A 23,213-nucleotide genomic window follows, 5' to 3' on the forward strand; every position below is an offset into this window, starting at 1 on the left:
TTACGAAATGGTCTCGGCTTTTGTCCAAAGGGGGGAGTTAAGAAAATGGCAAGATTTCTGTCATTTTCTTGTGAGAGAGCGCGTCTTTGCGCTCCATCACCATACAGGCTCGATCAGGCGACACCCGACGCAGGACCCGGCCCTCGGCCACGCCGGATCGGGACGAGACGCAATCTCGGGGCTAACCCGGCATCGGCGAGTGCCTCGAGGGCCGCTCGTTCGTCGTGCAACAACGTGTCGGGCACCCCGAGCAACACGCTCACCACACAATCGCGGCAGGCGCGGCCCCGCACCGCGCACTCGTCACAGTCGATGACCACCTCCCCCGGTTCGGCCGTGTCGCCGGTGCATTCGCTACCGCTGTTCCATGCCATCAATCCCGGTCCTTTCGGTAAGACGCTCGATCGCAATTGGGGCTGCGCCGAAGGCTAACCGCCGGCACCGACAACTCGGCGCCGCTGAGGATCGAGCGCTGCCGACCCGTGCCCCGGCGTGGGAACCGTCGGCTGTCGGTGCCGCTGCCTAACGTCACCGCCATGGGTGCGAGCGGCGGAACTCAATTGAGTCTCGCCGGGCTCGACCCGCTCGCGTTTCCCGGCCTCGACCCGGCGGGGGCTCCAGCCGATGAGCTGCCACTACGGGAAACCACCTTCGTGGTGGTCGACCTGGAGACAACCGGTGGCCGCACCACGGGCACCGAAGCGGCCCCGCCGGACGCCATCACCGAGATCGGGGCGGTCAAGGTGCGCGGTGGGACCGTCCTCGCCGAGTTCGCCACGCTGGTGGACCCGCAGCGCAGCATCCCGCCCCAGATCGTGCAGCTGACCGGGATCACCACGGCCATGGTGCGTGACGCCCCCGTCATCAGCGCCGTCCTGCCGATGTTTTTCGAGTTCGCCGGCAACTCGGTCTTCGTCGCCCACAACGCGGGGTTCGATATCGGGTTCCTGCGGGCCGCCGCGCGGCAATGCGACATCACCTGGCCGCGGCCGAAGGTCCTGTGCACGGTCCGCCTGGCGCGGCGGGTGTTGAGCCGAGAGGAAGCGCCCAGTGTGCGGCTGGCCGAACTGGCTCGGCTGTTCTCGGTTGCCACCCAGCCCACGCACCGCGCCCTCGACGATGCCCGTGCCACCGTGGACGTCTTGCACGCCCTGATCGAGCGGGTGGGCAACCAGGGCGTGCACACGTTTGCCGACCTGCGTTCGTATCTACCCAACGTGACCCCGGCGCAGCGCCGCAAACGGGTGCTGGCCGACGGCCTGCCGCACCGGCCGGGAATCTATGTGTTCCGCGGGCCGTCGGGCGAGGTGCTCTACGTCGGCACCGCGGTCGACCTGCGCCGCCGGGTCAGCCAATACTTCAACGGCGCCGATCCCCGCGGCCGGATCAAGGAAATGGTCAACCTGGCCACCGGGGTGGACCACGTCGAGTGCGCGCACCCACTGGAAGCCGGTGTGCGTGAGCTTCGAATGCTGGCCGCACATGCGCCCCCGTACAACCGCCGGTCGAGGTTTCCCCACCGTTGGTGGTGGGTGGTTCTTAGCGAGGAAGCGTTCCCGCGCCTGGCCGTCGTTCGCGCTCCCCGGCACGGCCGGGTCATCGGCCCGTACCGGTCCCGGGCCGACGCCGCCGAGACGGCCACCCTGTTGGCTCGCTTCACCGGGATCCGAACCTGCACCAAGCGGCTGGCGCGGTCGGCTGTGCACGGCCCGGCCTGCCCCGAGCTGGAGGTGTCACCCTGTCCCGCCGCCCGCAACCTGACCGCCCAGCGGTATGCCGAAGCCGTGCAGCGCGCAACGGATTTGATCGACGGACGCGACAACACCGCGCTGGCCGCCGCGATCCACCAGGTCACCGTCCTGGCCGAGCGACATCGTTACGAGAGCGCGGCGCGGCTGCGCGACCATATCGCCACCGCGATCGAGACGCTGTGGCGTGGTCAGCGGTTGCGCGCACTGGCCGCGCTACCCGAGCTGATCGCCGCGGCGCCGGACGGCGGTGGTGGCTACCAGTTTGCTGTCATCCGCCACGGCCAACTGGCCGCCGCCGGTACCGCCCGGCGCGGGGTGCCACCGATGCCGGTGGTCGACGCCCTGCAGGCCGGTGCCCAGGCGATTATGCCGGCCGAGGCGCCACTCGGCGGCGCGCTGGTGGAGGAGACCGCGCTCATCGCCCGCTGGCTCGCGGCGCCGAGGGTGCGCATCGTGCGAGTCACCGGAATTCCCGATGCCAGCGGCGCCGCCGAAACCGCGGGCTGGGCCACCCCGTTGCGCTGCGCCGGCGCATGGGCGGCGTGGGCGGCATCAGCCCGTTCGGCGCGGCTGGCGGTCGAGCAGGCACCCGGCCCGATGGGGCGGCACTTCCCTCAGCAGGACCCGCCGCACCGCCAGGCCGGCAGCTCAGAGCTGCTGGCTGAACCGCACCCATCGCGCGAGCAACTGTTCGGCCGCGCCGCTGTCGATCGCCGCGCTGGCCCGCTGCAAGCCGTCCTCCCACGCGGGCAGCCATTCAGCCCGGCCGGATAGCCCGGCATGGGCGACGATCGCGCCGGCGGCGTTGAGCACCACCGCGTCTCGGATCGGGCCCTGTGCCCCGCCCAGGACGGCGCGGGCTTCGGCCGCATTGGCCTGCGCGTCACCGCCCAGCAGCTCGTCGAGCTCGGCACGTGCGAAGCCGAATCCCGCGGGATCGAAAGTCAGTTTGTCGACGGTGCCCGCCTGCACCCGCCAGATCGTGCTGGTGGTCGTCGTGGTCAGCTCGTCGAGCCCGTCGTCGCCGTGCACCACCAGCACGCTGGACCGGCGCGTGGCAAAGACCCCGGCCATCACCTCGGCGAGGTCAGCGAACGCGCAGCCGATCAACCCCGCCCGCGGCCGGGCCGGATTCGTCAGCGGCCCAAGCAGATTGAACACCGTGGGCACGCCGATCTCGCGGCGCACCACCGAGGCGTGCCGGTACGACGGATGGAATTGCGGCGCGAAGCAAAAACCAATCCCGACTTCCTCGAGGCTGCGCACCACCTGATCGGCATCCAGGTCGATGCGCACCCCGAGCGCTTCCAAGGTGTCGGCTCCCCCCGACAACGACGATGCCGCCCGGTTGCCGTGTTTGACCACGGGCACACCGGCGGCGGCCACCACGATGGCCGCCATCGTGGACAGGTTGACCGTATTGATCCCGTCGCCACCGGTACCGACGACATCGACGGCGTCATCCGGAACGGCGTGGGCCGGCATCGGGCGCGCGTGGTCGAGCATCACGCCGGCCAATTCGGCGACTTCCTCCGCGGTGGGCACCTTCATCGTCATCGCCACCGCGAACGCGGCGATCTGCGCCGGCCGCGCCGCGCCGGTCATGATCTGATCCATGGCCCAGGCCGCCTGGCCCCGCGCCAAGTTGCTCCCGCCAGTCAAGCGACCCAGAACCTGTGGCCATGAGGTCACCGAAGAGGTCACCGGAGCCGCTGCCACCGGGGGCCGACCACAGGGGGATCCTTCACCTGACCGAGCCACGCGCCGATGGTCGCATGCCGGCCGGCCGCCGCCCAACGCGCGGCCGGCAAGGCCGGGCACGCGGCGGCACGCGGCTGTGAAACGACGCGCGGAAAACGAATTTGTGCCCCGGGTAGAGTTCGACAACTACAAAGCGTCATACTTGCGGATGTGACGAGTGCTGTAGGGACCTCGGGTACTGCCATCACGTCGCGCGTGCATTCGCTGAACAGACCGAACATGGTCAGTGTCGGCACCATAGTGTGGCTTTCCAGTGAGTTGATGTTCTTTGCTGGCCTGTTCGCTATGTACTTCACCGCGCGCGCTCAGTCCGGTGGGAAGTGGCCGCCACCGCCGACCGAGCTCAATCTCTATCAGGCGGTGCCGGTGACGCTGGTGTTGATCGCGTCGTCGTTCACCTGCCAGATGGGAGTGTTCGCCGCCGAGCGTGGCGACGTGTTCGGGCTGCGCCGTTGGTATGTGATCACATTTCTGATGGGTCTGTTCTTCATCCTTGGCCAGGCCTACGAGTACTACCACCTGGCCACGCACGGGACGACCATCCCGGGCAGCGCCTACGGCAGCGTGTTCTATCTGGCCACCGGCTTCCACGGCCTGCACGTGACCGGCGGCTTGATCGCCTTCATCTTCCTGCTGATCCGGACCGGGATGAGCAAGTTCACCCCCGCGCAGGCAACCGCCAGCATCGTCGTCTCCTACTACTGGCATTTCGTCGACATCGTGTGGATCGCGCTGTTCACCGTGATCTATTTCATCCGATGAGCCGGCCCCCCCGAACAGGTATGAATAGGAGTGCTCAGTTGAAAAAACTGGGATTCACCCGATCCGGCGGCAGCGCGCAGCGGAACAGTCGCTCGCGGCGACGCCTCCACCGGCGGTTGTCGGGCGGGTTGCTGCTGCTGATAGCGCTGACCGTCGCGGGCGGCCTGGCTGCCGTACTGACACCCACCCCACAGGTGGCCGTAGCCGACGAGTCGTCCTCAGCGCTGCTGCGCACCGGAAAGCAGCTGTTCGACACGTCGTGCGTGTCCTGCCACGGCGCCAACCTGCAGGGCGTGCCCGACCACGGGCCCAGCCTGATCGGCGTCGGCGAGGCGGCCGTCTACTTCCAGGTCTCGACAGGCCGGATGCCCGCGATGCGGGGTGAGGCTCAGGCGCAGCGCAAGGAGCCGATCTTCGACGAGGCCCAGATCGACGCGCTCGGTGCCTACGTGCAGGCCAACGGGGGCGGGCCCACCGTGGTCCGCAACCCCGACGGCAGCATCGCCACCAAATCCCTGCGGGGAGACGACCTGGGGCGCGGGGGCGACTTGTTCCGTCTCAACTGCGCCTCGTGCCACAACTTCACCGGCAAGGGCGGCGCGCTGTCGTCGGGCAAATACGCGCCCGACCTGGGGCCCGCCAATGAGCAGCAAATCCTCACCGCGATGCTGACCGGGCCGCAGAACATGCCGAAGTTCGACGACCGCCAGCTGTCCTTCGAAGCCAAGAAGGACATCATCGCCTACGTGCGGACCGTCGCCGAGGAACGGTCGCCGGGTGGCTACGGACTTGGCGGATTCGGACCCGCGCCCGAAGGCATGGCGATGTGGATCATCGGCATGGTCGCCGCCATCGGGCTGGCACTGTGGATTGGGGCGCGATCATGAGCGACGGCTCTCCCGTGAGCGGCGACGCCAAGACCGACGGCGGCTCGGACACCGGCTCTGACACCGACAAGGCGCCCGCCGCAGCCCATGAGCCGGACGAGGCTGCGCTGGCCGCGATGTCGCAGCAGGAACTGCTCGACCTCGGCGGCAAGCTCGACGGTGTCCAGATCGCCTACAAGGAACCCCGCTGGCCGGTCGAGGGCACCAAGGCCGAGAAACGCGCCGAGCGCGGAGTGGCGGTCTGGCTTTTGCTGGGCGGTGCATTCGGACTCGCTCTGCTGCTGGTTTTCCTCTTCTGGCCGTGGCAGTACAAAGCCAGCGGAGAGTCGGGAAGCTTCCTGTACTCGCTTGCCACCCCGCTGTACGGACTGACCTTCGGGCTGTCCATCCTGGCAATCGCGATCGGGGCGGTGCTGTTCCAGAAACGCTTTATCCCGGAAGAGATCACGATCCAGGACCGGCACGACGGCGCGTCTCGCGAGATCGACCGCAAGACGGTGGTGGCCAATCTGACCGACGCCTTCGAGAGTTCGACCATCCGGCGCCGCAAACTCGTCGGGCTGTCCTTGGGCATGGGATTGGGCGCGTTCGGGCTCGGCACCCTGGTCGCGTTTGCCGGCGGCCTCATCAAGAACCCGTGGAAGCCGGTCGTCCCCACCGCCGAGGGCATGAAGGCCGAGCTATGGACCTCCGGCTGGACCCCGCGCTACAAGGGAGAGACGATCTATCTGGCGCGGGCCACCGGTTTGCACGATGGGCCACCGTTTATCAAACTGCGCCCCGAGGATATGGACGCCGGCGGCATGGAGACGGTGTTCCCGTGGCGGGAATCCGATGGTGATGGCACCACCGTGGAATCCCACGAGAAGTTGCAGGCCATCGCGATGGGAATTCGCAATCCGGTGATGCTCATCCGCATCAAGCCAAGCGATTTGGGCAAAATGGTCAAACGTCAAGGCCAGGAGAGCTTCAACTTCGGCGAGTTCTTCGCCTACACCAAGGTCTGCTCGCACTTGGGTTGCCCGGCATCACTGTACGAACAGCAGACCTACCGAATCCTGTGCCCGTGTCACCAGTCGCAGTTCGACGCGCTGCACTTCGCCAAGCCGATATTCGGCCCGGCTGCCCGCGCGTTGGCGCAACTGCCCATCACTATCGACTCCAACGGATATTTCGTCGCCAACGGCGATTTCGTCGAGCCCGTCGGACCGGCATTCTGGGAGCGCACAACATCATGAGTCCAAATCTCCGTCCTCCGAAAATCGGTGATGTGCTGGCCCGTCAAGCCGAGGACGTCGACACCCGGTATCACCCTTCGGCCGCGCTGCGCCGACAGCTGAACAAGGTCTTCCCGACCCACTGGTCGTTCCTGCTCGGCGAGATCGCGCTGTACAGCTTTATCGTCCTACTTATCACCGGCGTGTACCTGACGCTGTTCTTCGACCCGTCGATGACCGAGGTCACCTACAACGGCGTCTATCAACCATTGCGCGGCGTCGAGATGTCGCGCGCCTATGAAACGGCACTGGACATCTCGTTCGAAGTCCGGGGCGGGTTGTTTGTCCGCCAGATCCACCACTGGGCCGCATTGATGTTCGCCGCGGCGATCATGGTGCACCTGGCCCGGATTTTCTTCACCGGGGCCTTCCGGCGGCCGCGCGAGGCCAACTGGGTCATCGGGTCGCTGCTGCTGATCCTAGCGATGTTCGAGGGCTACTTCGGCTACTCCCTGCCCGACGACCTGCTGTCGGGTATCGGTCTGCGGGCCGCGCTTTCGTCGATCACGCTCGGCATGCCGGTGATCGGCACTTGGTTGCACTGGGCGCTGTTCGGCGGCGATTTCCCGGGCACCATCCTGATTCCCAGGCTCTATGCGCTGCACATTCTGCTGCTGCCCGGAATCATCCTGGCGCTGATCGGTTTGCACCTGGCACTGGTGTGGTTCCAGAAGCACACCCAGTTCCCGGGCCCCGGCCGGACCGAGCACAACGTCATCGGTGTGCGGGTCATGCCGGTGTTCGCGTTCAAGTCCGGCGCGTTTTTCGCCGCGATCGTCGGCGTGCTGGGCCTGATGGGTGGCCTGCTGCAGATCAACCCGATCTGGAATCTCGGTCCCTACAAGCCGTCACAGGTGTCGGCCGGCTCCCAGCCCGACTTCTACATGATGTGGACCGAAGGGCTGGCCCGTATCTGGCCGCCGTGGGAGTTCTACTTCTGGCACCACACCATTCCCGCGGCGGTGTGGGTGGCGCTGATCATGGGCCTGATCTTTGTGCTGCTGATCGTCTACCCGTTCCTGGAGAAGCGGTTCACCGGCGACTACGCGCATCACAACCTGCTGCAGCGGCCACGGGACGCCCCGGTGCGGACCGCGGTCGGCGCGATGGCGATCGCCTTCTACATGGTGCTCACCCTGGCCGCCATGAACGACATCATCGCGTTCAAGTTCCACATCTCGCTCAACGCGACGACCTGGATCGGCCGCATCGGCATGGTGGTGCTGCCACCGTTCGTATACTTCCTCAGCTACCGGTGGTCCATCGGACTGCAGCGCAGTGACCGGTCGGTGCTCGAGCACGGCGTCGAGACCGGCATCATCAAGCGGCTGCCGCACGGGGCCTACATCGAGCTGCACCAGCCGCTCGGTCCGGTCGACGACCACGGACATCCGCTACCGCTGGAGTACCAGGGCGCTGCTGTTCCCAAGCGAATGAACAAGCTGGGCTCGGCCGGCGCGCCGGGTAGTGGCAGCTTCTTGTCCGCCGATCCGGGATCAGAGGACGCGGCGTTGCGGGAGGCCGGTCATGCCGCCGAGCAACGTGCGCTGACCGCGCTACGCGAATACCAGGACAGCATCGCCGGCTCGCCCAACGACGAGCACGGCCAGCACTAGCCGGCGGGAGGCCCGGTTCCTCGGTGGGTCGGACAGATCCCATCAAGGAACGGGGCTATCAGCGCCACAGCTGGCGCCGAGGCGGAGCGTGCAGCGTCGGTAGGTGCCCGCCCTCGTTGGTCCGTGTCAGTCGGTGTTCTCTCGACCGCCCGCCGGGTCGTCATCGACGGTGAGCAGCTCGTGCAGCGTGTGGGATGTCGTGTGGGCCGCGGCCGAGAACGGCTCGAGGACAACGTCTACGCCGGCGGCCCGCAGTTGCTCGGCGTCGTGCTGGGTGTGGGCCGTCAACGCTATGGTGCCCCCGAATCGATGGTGGCGAAGGCTATGCAGCAGCGCCAGATTCGTCTGCAGGACCGGAATGGCGCTGATCACGTACCTTGCCCGATCCAGCGGTAAGGCTTCGAGGAAATGAATGTCCTCGGCGCTACCGAACACCGCCGTGACACCCTTGCGGTCATGAGTCTTGACCCCATGCGGATCGAAATCGACTCCGAGCACCCGATGACCGACGCTGCTGAGCCGTTCGGCCAGGTGACCGCCGAACCGTCCCAGCCCAAACAAGATAACGTCGAAATCGTCTTCGGCACTTTGACTTTCGGGTTCACGGATCGCGCTCCGCTCGAACAGCGAAAGCCACCGCTTCAACCGCCGGTAGAGCTGATGTGAGTACACGATCATGTACGTCGAGGCGCCGATGGTGATCAGGCCGACGACGGTGATCAGACTGACGGTCGCGTTCGTGATGTGGCCCAGGCTCAGCCCCAAAGTTGCGAGTATGAGCGAGAACTCCGATATCTGGGCGACGGTCAGCCCGGCGAGAAAGCCCACCCGCACGGGGTAGCGCAATGCAGCCATGATCGCGATCACGATCAACGGATTTCCGACCAGCACGAACGCCGAGAACACCAGGGCCTCAGTGAATTGCTGTGCGGTATCGGTGAATTCGAGGCGAGCACCAAGGTCGAGAAAGAAAAACAGCAGCAGGAAGTCCCGTAGGCTGACCAGCCGGGCGCCCAGCGCGTCACGAAACGGCGTGCCCGCTATGGACACTCCGGCGAGAAACGCGCCGACTTCGGAGCTGAATCCGAGCCACTCACTCAACGCCGCCACTGATACCGCATAGGACACTCCGAAAAGCACCAGGAGTTCTTGGGAGCGGGCGATCTGCGGCAGCAGCCACGGCAGGATATACCGCATGAGCAGCCAGGTTCCGACGAGCAGTCCGGCGCCTTTCAGTAGTACTGCCATGATCGCCAGCCCGAAGTTGTCTCCGGCGTTTTGCCCGAACGCGGTGAGGGCGATCATCACCAGTACGACGATGATGTCTTGGACGATGAGGAAGCCGACCGCTATCCGCCCGTGCAGCTGGTCAAGTTCGCGCTTGTCCGACAACAGCTTCACGATGATGATCGTGGACGAAAAGGTAAGGGCCACAGCAATATAGATCGCAGTCACACTGTCCATGCCGAAGGCCAGGGCAATCAGATATCCGATGACGGAGGTGAAGATCACCTGTCCGAGGCCGGTGGCCACCGCTACGGGCCCGGTGCCGCGGACCATATGCAGATCGAGCCGCAGGCCAACCAGGAACAACAGGATCGCTATGCCCAGTCGGGCCAACAGTTCGATGGTGCCGCCTGCCGACACCCAGCCGGTACCTATCGGGCCGACCGCGATGCCCACCACGATGAATGCGACGATCAGCGGCTGGCGCAACCGGGTGGCGAGCAGACCGGCCGCCGTGGCGATAGCCAGGATGATCGCGATGGTCGGGAACGGGTGCAGGTCCAACGTCAGGCCTCGGCCGCCGGTACGACGAGCACGTCGGCCCGAGTCTGACGCATCACGTGCTGAGCGACGCTGCCGAGAACCGCATACGACATCGGCGAACGCGCACCAGTTCCGACAACGACCAAGTCGGCGGCCCAGGACCGGCACAGTTCCAGTACCCGAGTCCGCGGGTGTCCCGACGTGATCTTGACCTGACTCGGGCGCGGGTTCAGTGTTTCGGTCAACTGCGCGATGTGTTCTCGGGCCTGCCGGGTTGAAGTTCGGCGCAGCGTTTCGATTTGGTCGTCACCGACACCGTACATCCGCATCAGGTTCTCGCCGACAACAGTGCAGACGTGCACGAGGTAATGGTCTGCGGTCGGCGTCATGCGAGTTGCCAACCGCGCGCTGTCGGCCGCCGGCGGGGACATATCGACGGCCAGGATGACCGTGCGGTACGCCGCCGTGGTGGGTTGTTTGACCAGCAAGACGGGAGCCGGAGTCATCCGCACCAGGTTCTCGGCGGTACTGCCGAGTAAAACGTCGGTCGGCCAGTCCGCGCCGTGCGCACCGACGACCACCAGGTCGACCTCGCGTTCGGCTGCCTCGGCGGCGATTTCGCCGGCAGCCGGTCCGCGGCGGATCGCGATGTCTACCGGGGCGGAATCAAGGTATTCGACGAGATGTGCTTCCACAGTGCGGCGTGCCGGATCGGCCATGTCGGCAACAATTTCGGCCGGCACCACGTGCAGTACGGTCAGCCGCGCACCGTGCTCGTGCGCAAGTTGTGCGGCTCGGATCAACGCCAGGCCAGCCCGTGGCGATAAGTCGGTCGCGACCAGTACGTGCCCGGGCGGCACGGCAACAGCCATTCGATGTCCTCCTGTCGCCGAGTCTATTTGCCGAGCGGCTGACAACGACGGCGATGCCGGAGTCCGCGAACATCATTCGACGTATGGGCTCCAGCGGCAACACGAATCACACATGGCCTCTTCCGCGTTGGCCAGCACAGCGTTGAGCCACCTCGCTATTGCGCGTCAACGACCCGGCGCAGCTGCCGGACGTGGTACCACTCGATCGCCGGCATCCCCGCGGTGATAACCGCTGCCGCCCCGTAGCTGACCCATGATGCGCCGTCGTGGCCGACGGCCATCAGATACGTTGCCAACGCCGCACCGATCAAGGCGGTGCCGATGGCACCGGTCAGCGCGACGGTTCCCCGCAACCAGATGCGATCCACCGCTTCACCGGACCGCTCGGCGGCCGCCTCGAATGCCCGGGCTTGGTCTCGGCGGGTCGAGCCGCCGACCGTGCGCACCGCAGATTTCCCCGGCGCGGCCGGCGGTCGGCCGAGCGCACGTGGCGGCGTCGGCCTCGCCGCCGACTCGGCAACCGACATGCGGCGAGCCCGCAACAGCACCGGAATCGCCCCCGCAATGATCAACGCGGAGATGATGATGACGGTGTACAGCACCCAGGTGGTGTGCGAGTCCCTCGGCACCTTGTGAAAGCCGCGTCCGAGGTCGGCCAGCGCGACCGCCGCGGCCACGCTGACGCCGACCAGCACCAGCCAGACCGCCGCACACGCGCCGATCAGGATGCGGTCGACGACGGCTGGAGCCACGATGCCGTCCGGCCCGCGCCGGTATGCGGAGTATCTGCCGAGCATCAGCAGCTCGTTTGCGGTGCGTCGTTGTTGTTCGATGACAGCACCGTCCCGTCACTCGTGGTGATTGAGCAGTTGAGTTTGCTGACCCGGAAAAGACTAGACGCCTCCACCGAGCCCACATCAGATTGTGAGATCGGTGTGACGGTCATCGACCATGGAATGTAGACGTTGTGCTGCGTTCGTCGGCGCCCCGAAGCGTCGACGTAGGTCACCGAGATGATGTCGCCGGGCGCCTTGGTGCCGGTAACCGAATAGGTGACTTGTCGCGGACCAGCCAGGGTGGTGGTGGTTGTAGGCGGTGGCGCCGCCGCCGTCGTCGTCGCCGGAGGCGGTGCCGCCGTGGTCGGCGCTGGTGGCGGGGGCGGAGGCGTCACGGTCACGGTCTGCGTCTCCGTCGCTGTCGGGATCTCGGTGGTGGGCGGTGGTGGTGGCGGAGGTGGTGGCGGCGGTGGCTGGGTCGTCGTTATCTCGTCCTGTATCGGTGGCGCCGACGAGGAGGTAGTTGCCGGGTTGGCCAGTCTTTGGGATCCGGTGCGGGTGACGAGCAGCGACACCGAAACCACCAGGGCGATGGCGGCCAGTATGGCTGCCACGCCGACCACCCATGGCCAGCGCGGGGCGCCATGTTCGTCGTCGGCGTCCGATGCGTCGTCGTAGTTGTCGTAGTCGTAAAGACTGAGATCGGCCGGCAGATACGGCCCGCTGATGAATTGCTCGGACTCTGGCGCCGAGTACGCACGCGAGTAGGCTTCGCTCTCCCCCGTGGGATATGCCGCGTCGAAGTGGCCACTATCGTCAAGCGGTTGCAGTGCTCCACCCTCGGCACCGGCTGCCAGCTCATCACCGGTGTCGCTCAAGGCTTCCAGTTCGGCGCTGGAATCGCCGGCGGAATCGGGTTCTTCAGGTTCCCGTCCGGGCGGATTCGGCCCGCTCATGTTTGCCTACCCTGTCCAAACTGCCTCACCAGAGCGCGGGGCTCCGCGGCTGCATGTGCGCGCGTGCGCTCGGTGGATTCTCACTGTGTATCGCAAACCCTACCCAACCGGGCGGGGCACAGAAGTCGCGGCTAACTGGCCGCCGATCAACTGATGCCCTGATTGTGACCTTTCCGGCTGTGATCAGTGCTTCTCGGGTCCGACGTAGTACTCGAAGACCAGTCCGGCCGCCGAAGCCAGGACGAATACCACGCCGGCAACGATGAGCCAGGGCAGCCATAGCGCGACACCCGTCGCCGCCACCGAACCGGACAACGCGACCAGGATCGGCCACCAGCTGTGCGGGCTGAAGAACCCCAATTCCCCTGCGCCATCGCTAATTTCGGCACCCTCGTAGTCCTCGGGCCGGGTGTCCAGCCGGCGGGCCACAAATCGGAAGAACGTGGCGACGATCAACGCCATGCCGCCTGTCAGTGCCAGCGCAGTTGTGCCGGCCCACTCGACCCCACCGGTGGCGAACATCGAAGTCAGCACACCGTAGAGCACCGCACACAACACGAAGAACGCGGCGACGAACTCGAAAAGCCTGGCTTCGATATGCATTGTCCAGTGTCCTAACCTTGGCTCGGGGCCAATTGACCGCGGCGGGCGTCGAACGGATGGGTTGTCACGGCGAGGGGCGGCTGGTTGATCGCCTGCAAGGCTTCGGCGTTGGTCTTACCGTCGATCCGTTGCTGTAAGTAGGCCTTGAAGTCGTTGGGGGCCACCACGCGAACTTCGAAGTTCATCATGGCGTGGTAGGTGCCGCACATTTCGGCGCAATGGCCGACGAACGCTCCGGTCTTGGTGATCTGCTCGATCTGGAAGACGTTGACCGAATTATTCGCCGCCGGATTGGGCATCACATCACGCTTGAACAAGAACTCGGGCACCCAGAAGGAATGGACCACGTCGGCCGAGTTCAGCTCGAATTCGATGCGCTTGCCGGCCGGCAACACCAGGACCGGGATTTCGTTCGTGGTGCCCAGCGTCTCGATCTTGTCGAAGTTGAGATAGCTGCGGTCCTCGGTGTTACGCCCGGCAACCGGTCCGACGAGCTCTTCACCGTGGGCGTCCTTGCCCTCCGGCTTGGATTCAACGGCGTGCTTGCGGGCCTCGTCGGCGCCATCGTAGGTCAAGGTGTGGTCGTGGAAGTCGACCCGCTGGTAGCCGAACTTCCAGTTCCATTGGAAAGCCGTGACGTCGATCACGACCTCCGGGTCTTTGGTGGTGTGCAGCATCTTCTCCTGCACGACGACGGTGAAGTAGAACAGCACCGAAATGATGAGGAACGGCGTGACGGTCAGCACCAGCTCAAGCGGCATGTTGTAGCCGAACTGTCGAGGAAAGTCGGCGTCGCTTCGCTTCTTTCGGTGAAAGACTGCCGTCCAGAAAATCAGACCCCACACGATGACCCCGACCACCAGGGAGGCGATCACGGCACCGACCCACAACTCCCGGTTGGCATGGGCTTCCGGGGTGACGCCCTCGGGCCAGCCGAGACCCAGCGCTTCCGACCAGCTGCAACCGCTCAGGGTGACGGCCAGCACGCCGAGGGCCCCGGTCAGTGCCGCCAGCCGAAGGCGTGGGGCGAGCCCGCGCGCTCCGCGCCGCCGACCGGCGGAACGGATCTCAGAATTGCCCTGCGACAAGCATTGCGAACGACCTGGCTCGCGAAGTGTCACGTTGCGCCTCCTGTAGCACAAGCTGGGCCGACTCGGGCTAGGCGCCGCTTCCGGCGGGAATCGTCGGCTAACTCGGATTCGAATACTACGCAGCGTAGACCACGCCGCCCGCGCAGGCGACGATGCGTGCCAAAACGACCGGCGATGCCGCTACCCTGGCCCGCGGTGGCGCCGCCGCCGTACTGCGTGCGGCGCGCGCAAGCCCGCCCGTGGTGGCGACCAGGCGGCGCGATATGGCCCGTTTCGGAACTCCAGATCGTGAACCGACGAGCGCGAGATCCGGTCTCGATCACCACTACCAGCCAGCCGCGCCCGGGCAGCAGCGCTTCGTGCGGCATACTGGGGCGCCGTGTGCGGACTGCTGGCCTTCGTCGCGGCTCCGGCCGGCGCTGCCGAGACCCAGGGGTCCGACGCCACTGCCCGCCGCGCCACGGAGGCCGACAGCGCGATCGCCCGCGCGTCGCACCTGATGCGCCACCGTGGCCCCGACGAGCCGGGCACCTGGGTTGACCCGGACGCCGACGGATCGGTGATCTTCGGGTTCAACCGGCTGTCCATTATCGACATCGCCCATTCCCATCAGCCGCTGCGGTGGGGACCGCCGGAGGCGCCGGAGCGGTACGTGCTGGTGTTCAACGGCGAGATCTACAACTACCTGGAGCTGCGCGACGAACTCAGCACCCGGCACGGCGCCGTGTTCGCGACCGACGGCGACGGCGAGACGATCGTCGCCGGCTACCACCACTGGGGCACCGACGTGCTCAAGCGGCTACGCGGCATGTTCGCCTTCGCGCTTTGGGACACCGTCACCCGTGAATTGTTCTGCGCCCGCGACCCGTTCGGCATCAAGCCGCTGTTCCTGGCGACCGGCGCCGGCGGCACCGCGGTGGCCAGCGAGAAGAAATGCCTGCTCGACCTCGTCGACTTGCTGGGGTTCGACACCCGAATCGACCCCCGGGCGCTGCAGCACTACGTCGTGCTGCAGTACGTGCCGGAGCCCGAGACACTGCACCGCGGAGTGCGACGGCTCGAATCGGGTTGTTACGCCTGGATTCGGCCCGGGCGCGAGCCGGAGATCACCCGTTACTTCATGCCGCGCTTTGCCGCCACCCCGATCACGCCCGACACCGAGCAGGCGCGCTACGACGAGATCACTGCGGTGCTGGAGGACTCGGTGGCCAAGCACATGCGGGCCGACGTCACCGTCGGTTCGTTTCTGTCCGGGGGCATCGACTCCACGGCCATCGCCGCCCTGGCCATCCGGCACAATCCGCGACTGATCACCTTCACCACCGGATTCGAACGAGAGGGATTCTCCGAGCTCGACGTCGCGGTGGCCTCGGCCGAGGCGATTGGCGCGCGCCACGTCGCCAAGGTGGTCAGCGCGGAGGAGTTTGTGGCCGCATTGCCCGAAATCGTCTGGTATCTGGACGAGCCGGTGGCCGATCCGGCGCTGGTACCGCTGTTCTTCGTGGCCCGGGAGGCCCGTAAGTACGTCAAAGTGGTGTTGTCCGGGGAAGGCGCCGACGAACTGTTCGGCGGCTACACGATCTACCGCGAGCCGCTGTCGCTGAGACCGTTCGACTACCTGCCGCGGCGGCTGCGGCGGTCGATGGGGAAGGCCTCCAAGCCGCTGCCGGAGGGCATGCGAGGCAAGAGCCTGCTGCACCGCGGCTCGTTGACGCTCGAGGAGCGCTACTACGGCAATGCCCGCAGCTTTTCCGACGCGCAGCTGCGCGACGTGCTGCCCGGCTTCCGCGAGGACTGGACCCACACCGACGTCACGGCGCCGGTGTACGCGCAATCGGCCGGTTGGGATCCGGTGGCCCGGATGCAGCACATCGACCTGTTCACCTGGCTGCGAGGCGACATCCTGGTCAAGGCCGACAAGATGACGATGGCCAATTCGCTCGAGCTGCGGGTCCCGTTCCTGGACCCGGAGGTGTTCGCGGTGGCCTCGCGGCTACCGCTGCCGGCCAAGATCACCCGCACCACCACCAAGTACGCGCTGCGGCGCGCGCTGGAGCCCATCGTTCCGGCGCACGTGCTGCACCGGCCCAAGCTGGGCTTCCCGGTGCCGATCCGGCACTGGTTACGCGCCGGCGAGCTGCTGGAGTGGGCATACCAGATGGTGGCCTCGTCGGGGGCCGGACATCTCATCGACCTGGGCGCAGTCAGCCGGATGCTCGACGACCACCGGACCGGCGCCAGCGATCACAGCCGCCGGCTGTGGACCGTGCTGATCTTTATGCTGTGGCACGCGATCTTTGTCGAGCACAGCGTGGTGCCGCAGATCGGAGAGCCGCAATATCCGGTCCAGTTATGACGGCCGGCAGACGCAGAGTCGCACGCGGAAGACCTTCCGCATGCGACTCTGCGTCTGCTCGCGGGGCTAAGCCAGCACCGCCGTGATCTCGGCGGCCGCCTCGTCGCCGTATGCACCGGCCAGCCGGGATGCTGCGGCCTGGTGATCCCACTGCCACTCTTGGGTGCCGGTCGATTCCAGCACCAACACCGCGACCAGCGAACCCAGCTGCGCGGACCGCTCCAAGCTCAACCCCGCGCTGCGCCCGGTCAGGAAACCGGCTCGGAACGCGTCGCCGACCCCGGTGGGGTCGGTCTGGCTGGTTTCGGGAACCACGCCGACGTGAAAGGTGGTGCCGTCCGGGTCCACCACATCCACCCCCTTGGGGCCCAACGTGGTCACCCGCAGGTCGATCTGGGCCATCACCTCGGCCTCCGTCCAGCCGGTTTTCGACAGCAGCAGGTCCCATTCGTAGTCGTTGGTGAACAAGTAGCTGGCGCCGCCAATGAGCTGACGAATTTCCTCGCCGGACAGGCGAGCCAGCTGCTGGGAGGGATCAGCGGCAAAGGCCAGGCCCAGCTTGCGGCATTCCTCGGTGTGCAAGAACATCGCCTCGGGGTCGTTGGCGCCGATGATGACCAGCTCCGGAGTACCGATCGCCGACACCACGTCGGCGAGTTTGATGGTGCGGGCCTCTGACATGGCCCCCGGATAGAACGACGCGATCTGGGCCATGTCCACGTCGGTGGTACAGGTGAACCGCGCCGTGTGCGCGGTCTCGGAGATCAGGACGTGATCACAGTTGACACCGTGGGCTTTGAGCCAGTCACGGTAATCGGAGAAGTCGGCGCCGGCCGCGCCGACCAGCGCCACGTCACCGCCCAGCACGCCGATGGCGAAGGCCATATTCCCGGCGACGCCGCCGCGGTGCACCACCAGGTCGTCGACTAAGAAACTCAGCGACACCTTGTGCAAGTGTTCGGGCAGCAGTTGCTCGGAAAATCGGCCGGGAAACCGCATCAGATGGTCGGTTGCAATCGAACCGGTTACCGCAATCGTCACAAAATCTCCGTCCTTGGTCCGTAAGGTCGTCTAGCCTCTCACAATTATCGGCGCCGCGGCCCGCCCCGTCGCGTCGACAGCCGACGGCAGGTGTTGCGCTAGCCTGCCCTAGGGAACTCACCTCATTGCCGCAATCCGCTGCCGGGCGGCAAGCGCACATGTCGTTTCGTCCACCACCGTAGGAGAATCACGATGGCCGGTCAGCACCCGCCGAACCCTGCCGTCGGCACCGAAGGAGCCCGAGAGGTGCGACCATACCCGCCGACCGGGCCCGATGAGCCTCTTGAATACCCGCATGAAGCGGCCGACCGGCAAACCGGCTTTGCCCCCGCCCCGGCGGCGGGTTATCCCGGCATGCCGGGCTCCTATCCGAGGCGACGGCCGAAGCGGCTGCTGATCGGCACCCTGCTGGCCCTCGCCTTGATCGGTGCGTTGACCGCGGCAATCGTCTACGGGGTTCGCACCAACGGGACCAACACCGGTGGCACCTTCACGGAGGCATCGGCCAAAACGGCGATTCAGGGCTACCTCAACGCACTCGAGCATCGCGATGTCGACGTCATCGTGCGCAACGCGCTGTGCGGGATCTACGACGGGGTCAAGGACCGGCGGTCGGATCAGGCGCTGGCCAAGTTGAGCAGTGACGCCTTCCGTAAGCAGTTCTCCCAGGCCGACGTGACGTCGATCGACAAAGTCGTGTACTGGTCGCAATACCAGGCCCAGGTGCTGTTCACCATGCAGGTGACACCTGCCACCGGCGGCCCGCCGAAGGGGCAGGTGCAGGGCATCGCGCAGCTGCTCTTCCAGCGCGGGCAGATACTGGTCTGCTCCTACGTGCTGCGGACGGCCGGGCAATATTGACCGGGCCGGGATGATCCCGGCCCGGTAGACCTACATCGGTCAGGTCAGTTGAACGAATCCCCACACGCGCAGGAGCCGGTCGCGTTGGGGTTATCGATCGTGAAGCCCTGCTTCTCGATGGTGTCCACGAAATCGATCGACGCGCCTTCCACATACGGCGCGCTCATCCGGTCTACCGTCAACGTCACGCCGCCGAACTCCGCCGTCAGGTCGCCGTCCAGCGTCCGGTCGTCGAAGAACAGGTTGTAGCGCAGGCCGGCGCAGCCTCCCGGCTGCACCGCAATCCGCAGCGACAGGTCGTCACGCCCCTCCTGATCGAGCAGGGACTTCGCCTTGGCGGCGGCGGCCTCGGTCAGGATCACGCCATGGGTCTTGGCGGTCGGCTCGTTCTGCACCGTCATTGCTTCTCCTACATGCCTCATCGTTAGGTGGGCTCACCGGCTGCTGTGTCAGCCCGGGCCCGTGTCGGGGAAAACCCACTGCTACTAACGGTACCTCGCAGGCCGGGGATTCCCGAGTCGCGCGGCGACTTCCGACGCCAAACCCATCAGCTGATTGGCCGCATCGGCCAGTGCCAACCGCACCGAACCCGCATAGTCGGCGATGGACAAGGCCGACATGATGCCCGACGATCGGATCGTCGACTTATCCAGGACCACTTGCCCGGCCAGCACTATCACCGGAATGCCCAGCGGGCGGGCCGCGGCCGCGATCTCGCCGACGACCTTGCCGTGCAGCGACTGCTCGTCGAACTTGCCCTCACCGGTGATGATCAGCTGTGCTTCGGCGAGGTCGTCGGCCAAGTGGGTGTGTTCGGCGATGATCGCGGCGCCGGACTCGCATCGGCCACCGAGCGCGAGTAGACCCGCGCCGATGCCGCCGGCGGCACCCGCACCGGGCTCGGCGCTCACTGCCCGACCGGCGGCCGCGTCCAGTTCCACCGCCCATGCCTCGAGACGGGCCTCCAGTGCGGCGACGGTGGCCGCGTCGGCGCCCTTCTGCGGCGCGAACACCCTGGCCGCGCCCCAGGGTCCCACCAGCGGGTATTCCACGTCGGAGGCGGCGATCAGCTCGACTCCAGCGAGTCGGCGGCGGGCGGCGTCCAGGCCGCCGAGTTCGGTGATCATGCCGTACCCGCCGTCCGTGCACGCGCTGCCGCCCAGCCCGACCACAATGCGCCGCGCCCCGGCCGCGACTGCGGCAGCGATGAGCTGCCCGACTCCCCTGCTGTGTGCGGTCAACGCGGTCTCGGTCGTCGGCGGACCACCGAGCAGGGACAGGCCGCAGGCCTGCGCACACTCCAGGTAGGCGGTTGCCGAGGCCTGATCGAACATCCATGCGGCGTCCACGTCGGTGTCCAACGGCCCCGACACCCGCAGCAGCCGCGACTCCCCGAAGCGGCTTTGCAGCACCTCGATAAAACCGGGCCCGCCGTCGGATTGCGGAGCCACGATGAAGGTGTCGTTCGGCCGGGAGCGGGTCCAGCCGGTGGCGATCACCGCGGCGGCATCCACCGCCGACAGGCTGTCGCCGTAGCAGTCCGGGGCCACCAGTACCCGCATCGCGGGCAGCTGGATCCGGCCGGGCCCGAGGGCATCGGCAGCAGCATCCGAAGCAGACGAGCCGTCCATTACAAGCAAGAGTAGGGCTAACACGGATGCTGGCGCTGCGTAACAGCAGCACAATTCCCCGTCGCTGGTCCCCGGCGCCGGCCGCCCGCACAGTAACCTGTCGACTGTGAAGCTGCTGGGCCGCAAGAAGGGCCATGAAGAAGGTGCCGAGGTTTCGGCGAAGGCTGAGGACAGCCAGGGGGCGCAGACCCGTTCCCCGGCCGAGCCCGCAACTTCTCGCGGGTCGCGAGCAACCGGACCGAAGGGCCGGCCGACGCCCAAGCGCAGCGAGGCAAGGCGCAGTGCAAAGAAAGGCCCCGTCGTCCCGGCGCCGATGACGGCCGCCGAGGCGCGGGCCCGGCGCAAGTCGCTGTCCGGCCCGAAACTGAGCCGCGCCGAACGCCGGGCCGAACGCACTGCCAGCCGGGCCCGAATGAGCGAACGCCGCGAACGGATGATGGCCGGCGAGGAAGCCTATCTGCTCCCGCGCGACCAGGGCCCGATACGCCGTTATGTCCGCGATGTGGTCGATGCCCGGCGTTTTAGCCTGCTGGGCCTGTTCATGCCGTCGGCGCTGGCTTTGCTGTTCGTGATGTTCGCCGTCCCGCAGCTGCAGCTCTACATGTCGCCCGCGATGCTGGTGCTGATGGCCCTGATGACCGTCGACGGAATCATGTTGGGCCGCAAGGTGAGCAGGCGGGTCGACGCGAAGTTCCCGAACAACACCGAAAGCCGTTGGAAACTCGGCCTTTACGCTGCCGGCCGGGCGTCGCAGATGCGCCGGATGCGGGCACCGCGCCCCCAGGTGGAGCGCGGAGCCAGCATCGGTTAGCACCGGAACGCTGGCTGACCACTCATGCGCACACTGGTTCTCGGCGGGATCAGGTCGGGCAAATCCCGCTGGGCGGAGCACGCCATCGCGGATTCACTGACGCCCGGCCGCCCGGTTCGCTATCTGGCGCCCACGCCGGTCACCGAGTCCGACCCGGCCTGGGCGCAGGAATGGGCGCAACGGGTCGCCAAGCATCGCGAACGCCGGCCTGGCCACTGGTCGACCGTCGAAACTGACGACATCATCACCCAGTTGCGGCGGTCACCGGACACTGCGACGCTCGTCGACGACCTCGGCGCCTGGCTGACCGGCACCCTGGACCGTCATCGGGCCTGGGACAACGGATCCGTGGCCGGTCCCGTACAAGGCCTGCTCGACGCGGTCCGCGCCTTCGAGTCGACACTGGTGCTCGTCAGCCCCGAAGTCGGGCTGACCATCGTGCCGGCAACCGCATCCGGGCGCCGCTTCGCCGACGAGCTGGGCAGCCTCAACCAGCAAATGGCAGCGGTCTGCGATCAGGTGGTGCTGGTGGTGGCCGGGCAGGCCGTCCCGATCAAGCCGTCACGCACATGATCGGATTCGCGCCGATATCGCCGCCCGACCCCGATGCCGAATCGGCCGCACGGGCCCGACAGGACGTCCTGACCAAACCGCGGGGAGCGCTGGGCCGCCTCGAGGACCTGTCGGTGTGGGTGGCAGCCTGCCAGGGCCACTGTCCGCCGCGGCAGTTCCAGCGCGCCCGGGTGGTCGTTTTCGCCGGTGACCACGGCGTCGCCCGGTCGGGGGTGTCGGCGTATCCGCCGGAAGTCACCGACCAGATGGTCGCCAATATCGACGCCGGCGGGGCGGCGATCAACGCGTTGGCCGACGTAGCCGGTGCGACCGTGCGGGTGGCGGACCTGGCGGTGGATTCCGATGCCGTATCGGAGCGGATCGGCGCGTACAAGGTGCGCCGCGGCAGCGGTGACATCAGCACCGAAGACGCATTGACCGCCGACGAAACGGCCCGCGCCATCGCCTCCGGCCAGCAGATCGCCGACGAGGAGGTCGACGCCGGCGCCGATCTGCTCATCGCCGGCGACATGGGAATCGGGAACACCACCGCAGCGGCAGTCCTGGTGGCGGCACTGACCGACACCGAACCGGTCGCGGTGGTCGGGTTCGGGACCGGGATCGACGATGCCGGATGGGCCCGCAAGACGGCCGCGGTGCGTGATGCGCTGTTCCGGGCGCGGTCGGTGCTGCCCGACCCGGTGGGGCTGCTGCGCTGCTGCGGTGGCGCGGATCTGGCGGCGATGGCGGGATTCTGCGCGCAGGCCGCGGTCCGGCGGACCCCGCTGCTGCTCGACGGCATGGCGGTGACGGCCGCAGCTCTGGTCGCCGAACGTCTGGCGCCCGGCGCCCGGCAGTGGTGGCAGGCCGGTCACCGGTCCACCGAACCGGGTCACCAGCTGGCCCTGACGGCGCTGCAGCTGGATCCGATCCTGGACCTGCGGATGCGGTTGGGTGAGGGCACCGGCGCCACGCTTGCGCTGTCGGTGCTGCGCGCCGCGGTGGCCGCGCTGTCGTCGATGGCTACCTTCACCGAGGCCGGCGTGTCCGGCCCGCGCACCTCCGGTACCGGACCGGCCTGGCCGTGATCCGTTCCCTGGCAACAGCTTTCGCCTTCGGCACGGTGATGCGCATGCCGAGTTCGCAGACCGCTCCGATGGGACGCGGCGCGATGACGGCGCTGCCCGTGGTCGGCGCGGCACTGGGTGGCGTGGCCGCCGGTGTCACCTGGGCCGGTGCCGTGGTCTTCGGGCCGTCCAGCCCGTTGTCCGGGTTGCTGGCGGTGACGGTGTTGCTGGCGGCAACCCGCGGCCTGCACATCGACGGCGTTGCCGATACGGCCGACGGCCTGGGTTGCTACGGCCCGGCGCAGCGCGCCCTCGCCGTGATGCGCGACGGGTCGTCGGGGCCGTTCGGGGTGGCCGCTGTCGTCCTGGTCATCACGCTGCAGGGGCTGGCCTTCCCGGCGCTGGGCGCCGCCGGTGTCGTCGTGGCAGTCTTCGCCGGCCGGATCACCGCGGTGCTGGCCTGTCGCCGGTCGGTTCCGGCCGCCGAAGGCAGCGTCCTGGGTGCGCGCGTCGCCGATACCCAGCCTGCGGCCGTGGTCGCGGCGTGGCTCGCTGTGCTGGTCGCAGCTTCGCTGCCGGCGGGTCCACGGCCATGGCACGGGCCGGTTGCGGTACTGGTGGCGGTGTTGTGCGGTGCCGCCCTGGTCACGCACTGCGTGCGCCGGTTCGGTGGTGTCACCGGTGACGTGATCGGCGCGGCGATCGAACTGACGACGACGGTCGGTGCGCTAGTGCTGGCGGCACTGGCCCGCCTCTAGTCCTTCGCGACGTT

21 protein-coding genes and 1 pseudogene are annotated in these 23,213 nt (G+C 67.1%); 11 read left to right on the forward strand and 11 right to left on the reverse strand.

The window, feature by feature from the left end; translation table 11 throughout:
* Window positions 1-113 precede the first annotated feature (113 nt).
* Window positions 114-374, reverse strand: coding sequence for a hypothetical protein (locus tag MKAN_RS02765; RefSeq protein WP_023364884.1), 261 nt, complete (start codon window positions 372-374; stop codon window positions 114-116).
* A 162-nt stretch (window positions 375-536) separates the two neighbouring features.
* Here MKAN_RS02765 and MKAN_RS02770 point away from each other — a divergent pair.
* Window positions 537-2,462 (forward strand): annotated as a pseudogene (locus MKAN_RS02770) (DEDD exonuclease domain-containing protein); the annotation flags it as partial.
* Here the strand turns inward: MKAN_RS02770 and trpD are convergent.
* On the reverse strand, window positions 2,400-3,512 hold the full coding sequence (gene trpD, locus MKAN_RS31650) for an anthranilate phosphoribosyltransferase (protein ID WP_080691519.1): 1,113 nt from the start codon (window positions 3,510-3,512) through the stop codon (window positions 2,400-2,402). The pseudogene MKAN_RS02770 and the gene trpD overlap by 63 nt on opposite strands.
* 150 nt (window positions 3,513-3,662) lie before the next feature.
* Between trpD and ctaE the strand changes: the two genes are divergently transcribed.
* The 4 genes from ctaE to qcrB are packed head-to-tail and all read left to right on the forward strand — an operon-like array spanning window position 3,663 to window position 8,054.
* Window positions 3,663-4,274 (forward strand): aa3-type cytochrome oxidase subunit III, encoded by a 612-nt coding sequence (ctaE, locus tag MKAN_RS02780; RefSeq protein ID WP_023364890.1) that lies wholly within the window; start codon window positions 3,663-3,665, stop codon window positions 4,272-4,274.
* A 38-nt stretch (window positions 4,275-4,312) separates the two neighbouring features.
* A complete protein-coding gene (qcrC, locus tag MKAN_RS02785; protein WP_023364892.1) occupies window positions 4,313-5,161 on the forward strand; it encodes a cytochrome bc1 complex diheme cytochrome c subunit in 849 nt (282 codons plus the stop codon).
* Window positions 5,158-6,399: a cytochrome bc1 complex Rieske iron-sulfur subunit gene (qcrA, locus tag MKAN_RS02790; protein WP_042313251.1), complete on the forward strand. Its 1,242-nt coding sequence runs from the start codon at window positions 5,158-5,160 to the stop codon at window positions 6,397-6,399. The genes qcrC and qcrA overlap by 4 nt, the downstream gene beginning before the upstream one ends.
* A complete protein-coding gene (qcrB, locus tag MKAN_RS02795; RefSeq protein WP_023364896.1) occupies window positions 6,396-8,054 on the forward strand; it encodes a cytochrome bc1 complex cytochrome b subunit in 1,659 nt (552 codons plus the stop codon). The genes qcrA and qcrB overlap by 4 nt, the downstream gene beginning before the upstream one ends.
* 126 nt (window positions 8,055-8,180) lie before the next feature.
* On the opposite strand, the gene MKAN_RS02800 is transcribed toward qcrB, so the two are convergent.
* The 6 genes from MKAN_RS02800 to ctaC all read right to left on the reverse strand — a co-directional run bounded on the left by MKAN_RS02800 (window position 8,181) and on the right by ctaC (window position 14,152).
* Window positions 8,181-9,845, reverse strand: coding sequence for a cation:proton antiporter (locus MKAN_RS02800; RefSeq protein ID WP_023364898.1), 1,665 nt, complete (start codon window positions 9,843-9,845; stop codon window positions 8,181-8,183).
* A gap of 2 nt (window positions 9,846-9,847) precedes the next feature.
* On the reverse strand, window positions 9,848-10,696 hold the full coding sequence (locus MKAN_RS02805) for a universal stress protein (RefSeq protein ID WP_036393146.1): 849 nt from the start codon (window positions 10,694-10,696) through the stop codon (window positions 9,848-9,850).
* A 155-nt stretch (window positions 10,697-10,851) separates the two neighbouring features.
* Entirely contained in the window at window positions 10,852-11,493 is a 642-nt protein-coding gene (locus MKAN_RS02810; RefSeq protein ID WP_023364902.1) for a DUF2561 family protein, read from the reverse strand.
* Window positions 11,493-12,428 carry an MmpS family transport accessory protein gene (locus MKAN_RS02815; RefSeq protein ID WP_023364904.1) on the reverse strand — a complete coding sequence of 312 codons (936 nt, stop codon included), beginning with the start codon at window positions 12,426-12,428 and terminating at the stop codon, window positions 11,493-11,495. The genes MKAN_RS02810 and MKAN_RS02815 overlap by 1 nt, the downstream gene beginning before the upstream one ends.
* Before the next feature lie 183 nt (window positions 12,429-12,611).
* A complete protein-coding gene (locus tag MKAN_RS02820) occupies window positions 12,612-13,031 on the reverse strand; it encodes a cytochrome c oxidase subunit 4 (RefSeq protein ID WP_023364906.1) in 420 nt (139 codons plus the stop codon).
* Window positions 13,032-13,042: 11 nt separating this feature from the next.
* Window positions 13,043-14,152 (reverse strand): aa3-type cytochrome oxidase subunit II, encoded by a 1,110-nt coding sequence (gene ctaC / locus MKAN_RS02825; protein WP_036393142.1) that lies wholly within the window; start codon window positions 14,150-14,152, stop codon window positions 13,043-13,045.
* Window positions 14,153-14,501: 349 nt separating this feature from the next.
* Between ctaC and asnB the strand changes: the two genes are divergently transcribed.
* A complete protein-coding gene (gene asnB, locus MKAN_RS02830) occupies window positions 14,502-16,478 on the forward strand; it encodes an asparagine synthase (glutamine-hydrolyzing) (RefSeq protein WP_023364910.1) in 1,977 nt (658 codons plus the stop codon).
* Window positions 16,479-16,544: 66 nt separating this feature from the next.
* On the opposite strand, the gene MKAN_RS02835 is transcribed toward asnB, so the two are convergent.
* Entirely contained in the window at window positions 16,545-17,519 is a 975-nt protein-coding gene (locus MKAN_RS02835; RefSeq protein ID WP_023364912.1) for a carbohydrate kinase family protein, read from the reverse strand.
* 192 nt (window positions 17,520-17,711) lie between these two features.
* On the opposite strand from MKAN_RS02835, the gene MKAN_RS02840 reads away from it, so the two are divergent.
* Window positions 17,712-18,380: an Rv0361 family membrane protein gene (locus MKAN_RS02840; protein ID WP_023364914.1), complete on the forward strand. Its 669-nt coding sequence runs from the start codon at window positions 17,712-17,714 to the stop codon at window positions 18,378-18,380.
* A gap of 44 nt (window positions 18,381-18,424) precedes the next feature.
* Here MKAN_RS02840 and MKAN_RS02845 read toward each other — a convergent pair whose 3' ends face one another.
* Both MKAN_RS02845 and MKAN_RS02850 read right to left on the reverse strand, forming a co-directional pair.
* Entirely contained in the window at window positions 18,425-18,781 is a 357-nt protein-coding gene (locus MKAN_RS02845) for an iron-sulfur cluster assembly accessory protein (RefSeq protein WP_036393138.1), read from the reverse strand.
* Between the two features lie 84 nt (window positions 18,782-18,865).
* The gene (locus MKAN_RS02850) at window positions 18,866-19,942 is read right to left on the reverse strand and encodes a glycerate kinase family protein (protein WP_036448599.1); all 1,077 of its coding nucleotides are present in this window, start codon (window positions 19,940-19,942) and stop codon (window positions 18,866-18,868) included.
* 175 nt (window positions 19,943-20,117) lie between these two features.
* On the opposite strand from MKAN_RS02850, the gene MKAN_RS02855 reads away from it, so the two are divergent.
* From MKAN_RS02855 to MKAN_RS02870, 4 genes are read left to right on the forward strand one after another with little or no spacing between them, the layout of a single operon-like run.
* Window positions 20,118-20,822, forward strand: coding sequence for a DUF3043 domain-containing protein (locus MKAN_RS02855; protein WP_023364920.1), 705 nt, complete (start codon window positions 20,118-20,120; stop codon window positions 20,820-20,822).
* Between the two features lie 24 nt (window positions 20,823-20,846).
* Window positions 20,847-21,395, forward strand: a complete 549-nt coding sequence (locus MKAN_RS02860) for a bifunctional adenosylcobinamide kinase/adenosylcobinamide-phosphate guanylyltransferase (protein WP_023364922.1) — start codon at window positions 20,847-20,849, stop codon at window positions 21,393-21,395.
* The gene (cobT, locus tag MKAN_RS02865; protein WP_023364924.1) at window positions 21,392-22,462 is read left to right on the forward strand and encodes a nicotinate-nucleotide--dimethylbenzimidazole phosphoribosyltransferase; all 1,071 of its coding nucleotides are present in this window, start codon (window positions 21,392-21,394) and stop codon (window positions 22,460-22,462) included. Before MKAN_RS02860 ends, cobT begins: the two co-directional genes overlap by 4 nt.
* A complete protein-coding gene (locus tag MKAN_RS02870; RefSeq protein ID WP_023364926.1) occupies window positions 22,459-23,199 on the forward strand; it encodes an adenosylcobinamide-GDP ribazoletransferase in 741 nt (246 codons plus the stop codon). Before cobT ends, MKAN_RS02870 begins: the two co-directional genes overlap by 4 nt.
* Window positions 23,200-23,213: the final 14 nt, after the last annotated feature.

The organism is Mycobacterium kansasii ATCC 12478, assembly GCF_000157895.3.
Lineage (GTDB): Bacteria > Actinomycetota > Actinomycetes > Mycobacteriales > Mycobacteriaceae > Mycobacterium > Mycobacterium kansasii.

Excerpts from the sequence above, each read along its gene's own strand:
- MKAN_RS02765 (WP_023364884.1), bottom strand. The coding sequence starts at position 374 with ATGGCATGGAACAGCGGTAGCGAATGCACCGGCGACACGGCCGAACCG.
- qcrA (WP_042313251.1), top strand. The coding sequence starts at position 5,158 with ATGAGCGACGGCTCTCCCGTGAGCGGCGACGCCAAGACCGACGGCGGC.
- qcrB (WP_023364896.1), top strand. The coding sequence starts at position 6,396 with ATGAGTCCAAATCTCCGTCCTCCGAAAATCGGTGATGTGCTGGCCCGT.
- MKAN_RS02805 (WP_036393146.1), bottom strand. The coding sequence starts at position 10,696 with ATGGCTGTTGCCGTGCCGCCCGGGCACGTACTGGTCGCGACCGACTTA.
- MKAN_RS02810 (WP_023364902.1), bottom strand. The coding sequence starts at position 11,493 with ATGCTCGGCAGATACTCCGCATACCGGCGCGGGCCGGACGGCATCGTG.
- MKAN_RS02815 (WP_023364904.1), bottom strand. The coding sequence starts at position 12,428 with ATGAGCGGGCCGAATCCGCCCGGACGGGAACCTGAAGAACCCGATTCC.
- MKAN_RS02820 (WP_023364906.1), bottom strand. The coding sequence starts at position 13,031 with ATGCATATCGAAGCCAGGCTTTTCGAGTTCGTCGCCGCGTTCTTCGTG.
- MKAN_RS02840 (WP_023364914.1), top strand. The coding sequence starts at position 17,712 with ATGGCCGGTCAGCACCCGCCGAACCCTGCCGTCGGCACCGAAGGAGCC.
- MKAN_RS02845 (WP_036393138.1), bottom strand. The coding sequence starts at position 18,781 with ATGACGGTGCAGAACGAGCCGACCGCCAAGACCCATGGCGTGATCCTG.
- MKAN_RS02850 (WP_036448599.1), bottom strand. The coding sequence starts at position 19,942 with ATGCGGGTACTGGTGGCCCCGGACTGCTACGGCGACAGCCTGTCGGCG.
- MKAN_RS02860 (WP_023364922.1), top strand. The coding sequence starts at position 20,847 with ATGCGCACACTGGTTCTCGGCGGGATCAGGTCGGGCAAATCCCGCTGG.
- cobT (WP_023364924.1), top strand. The coding sequence starts at position 21,392 with ATGATCGGATTCGCGCCGATATCGCCGCCCGACCCCGATGCCGAATCG.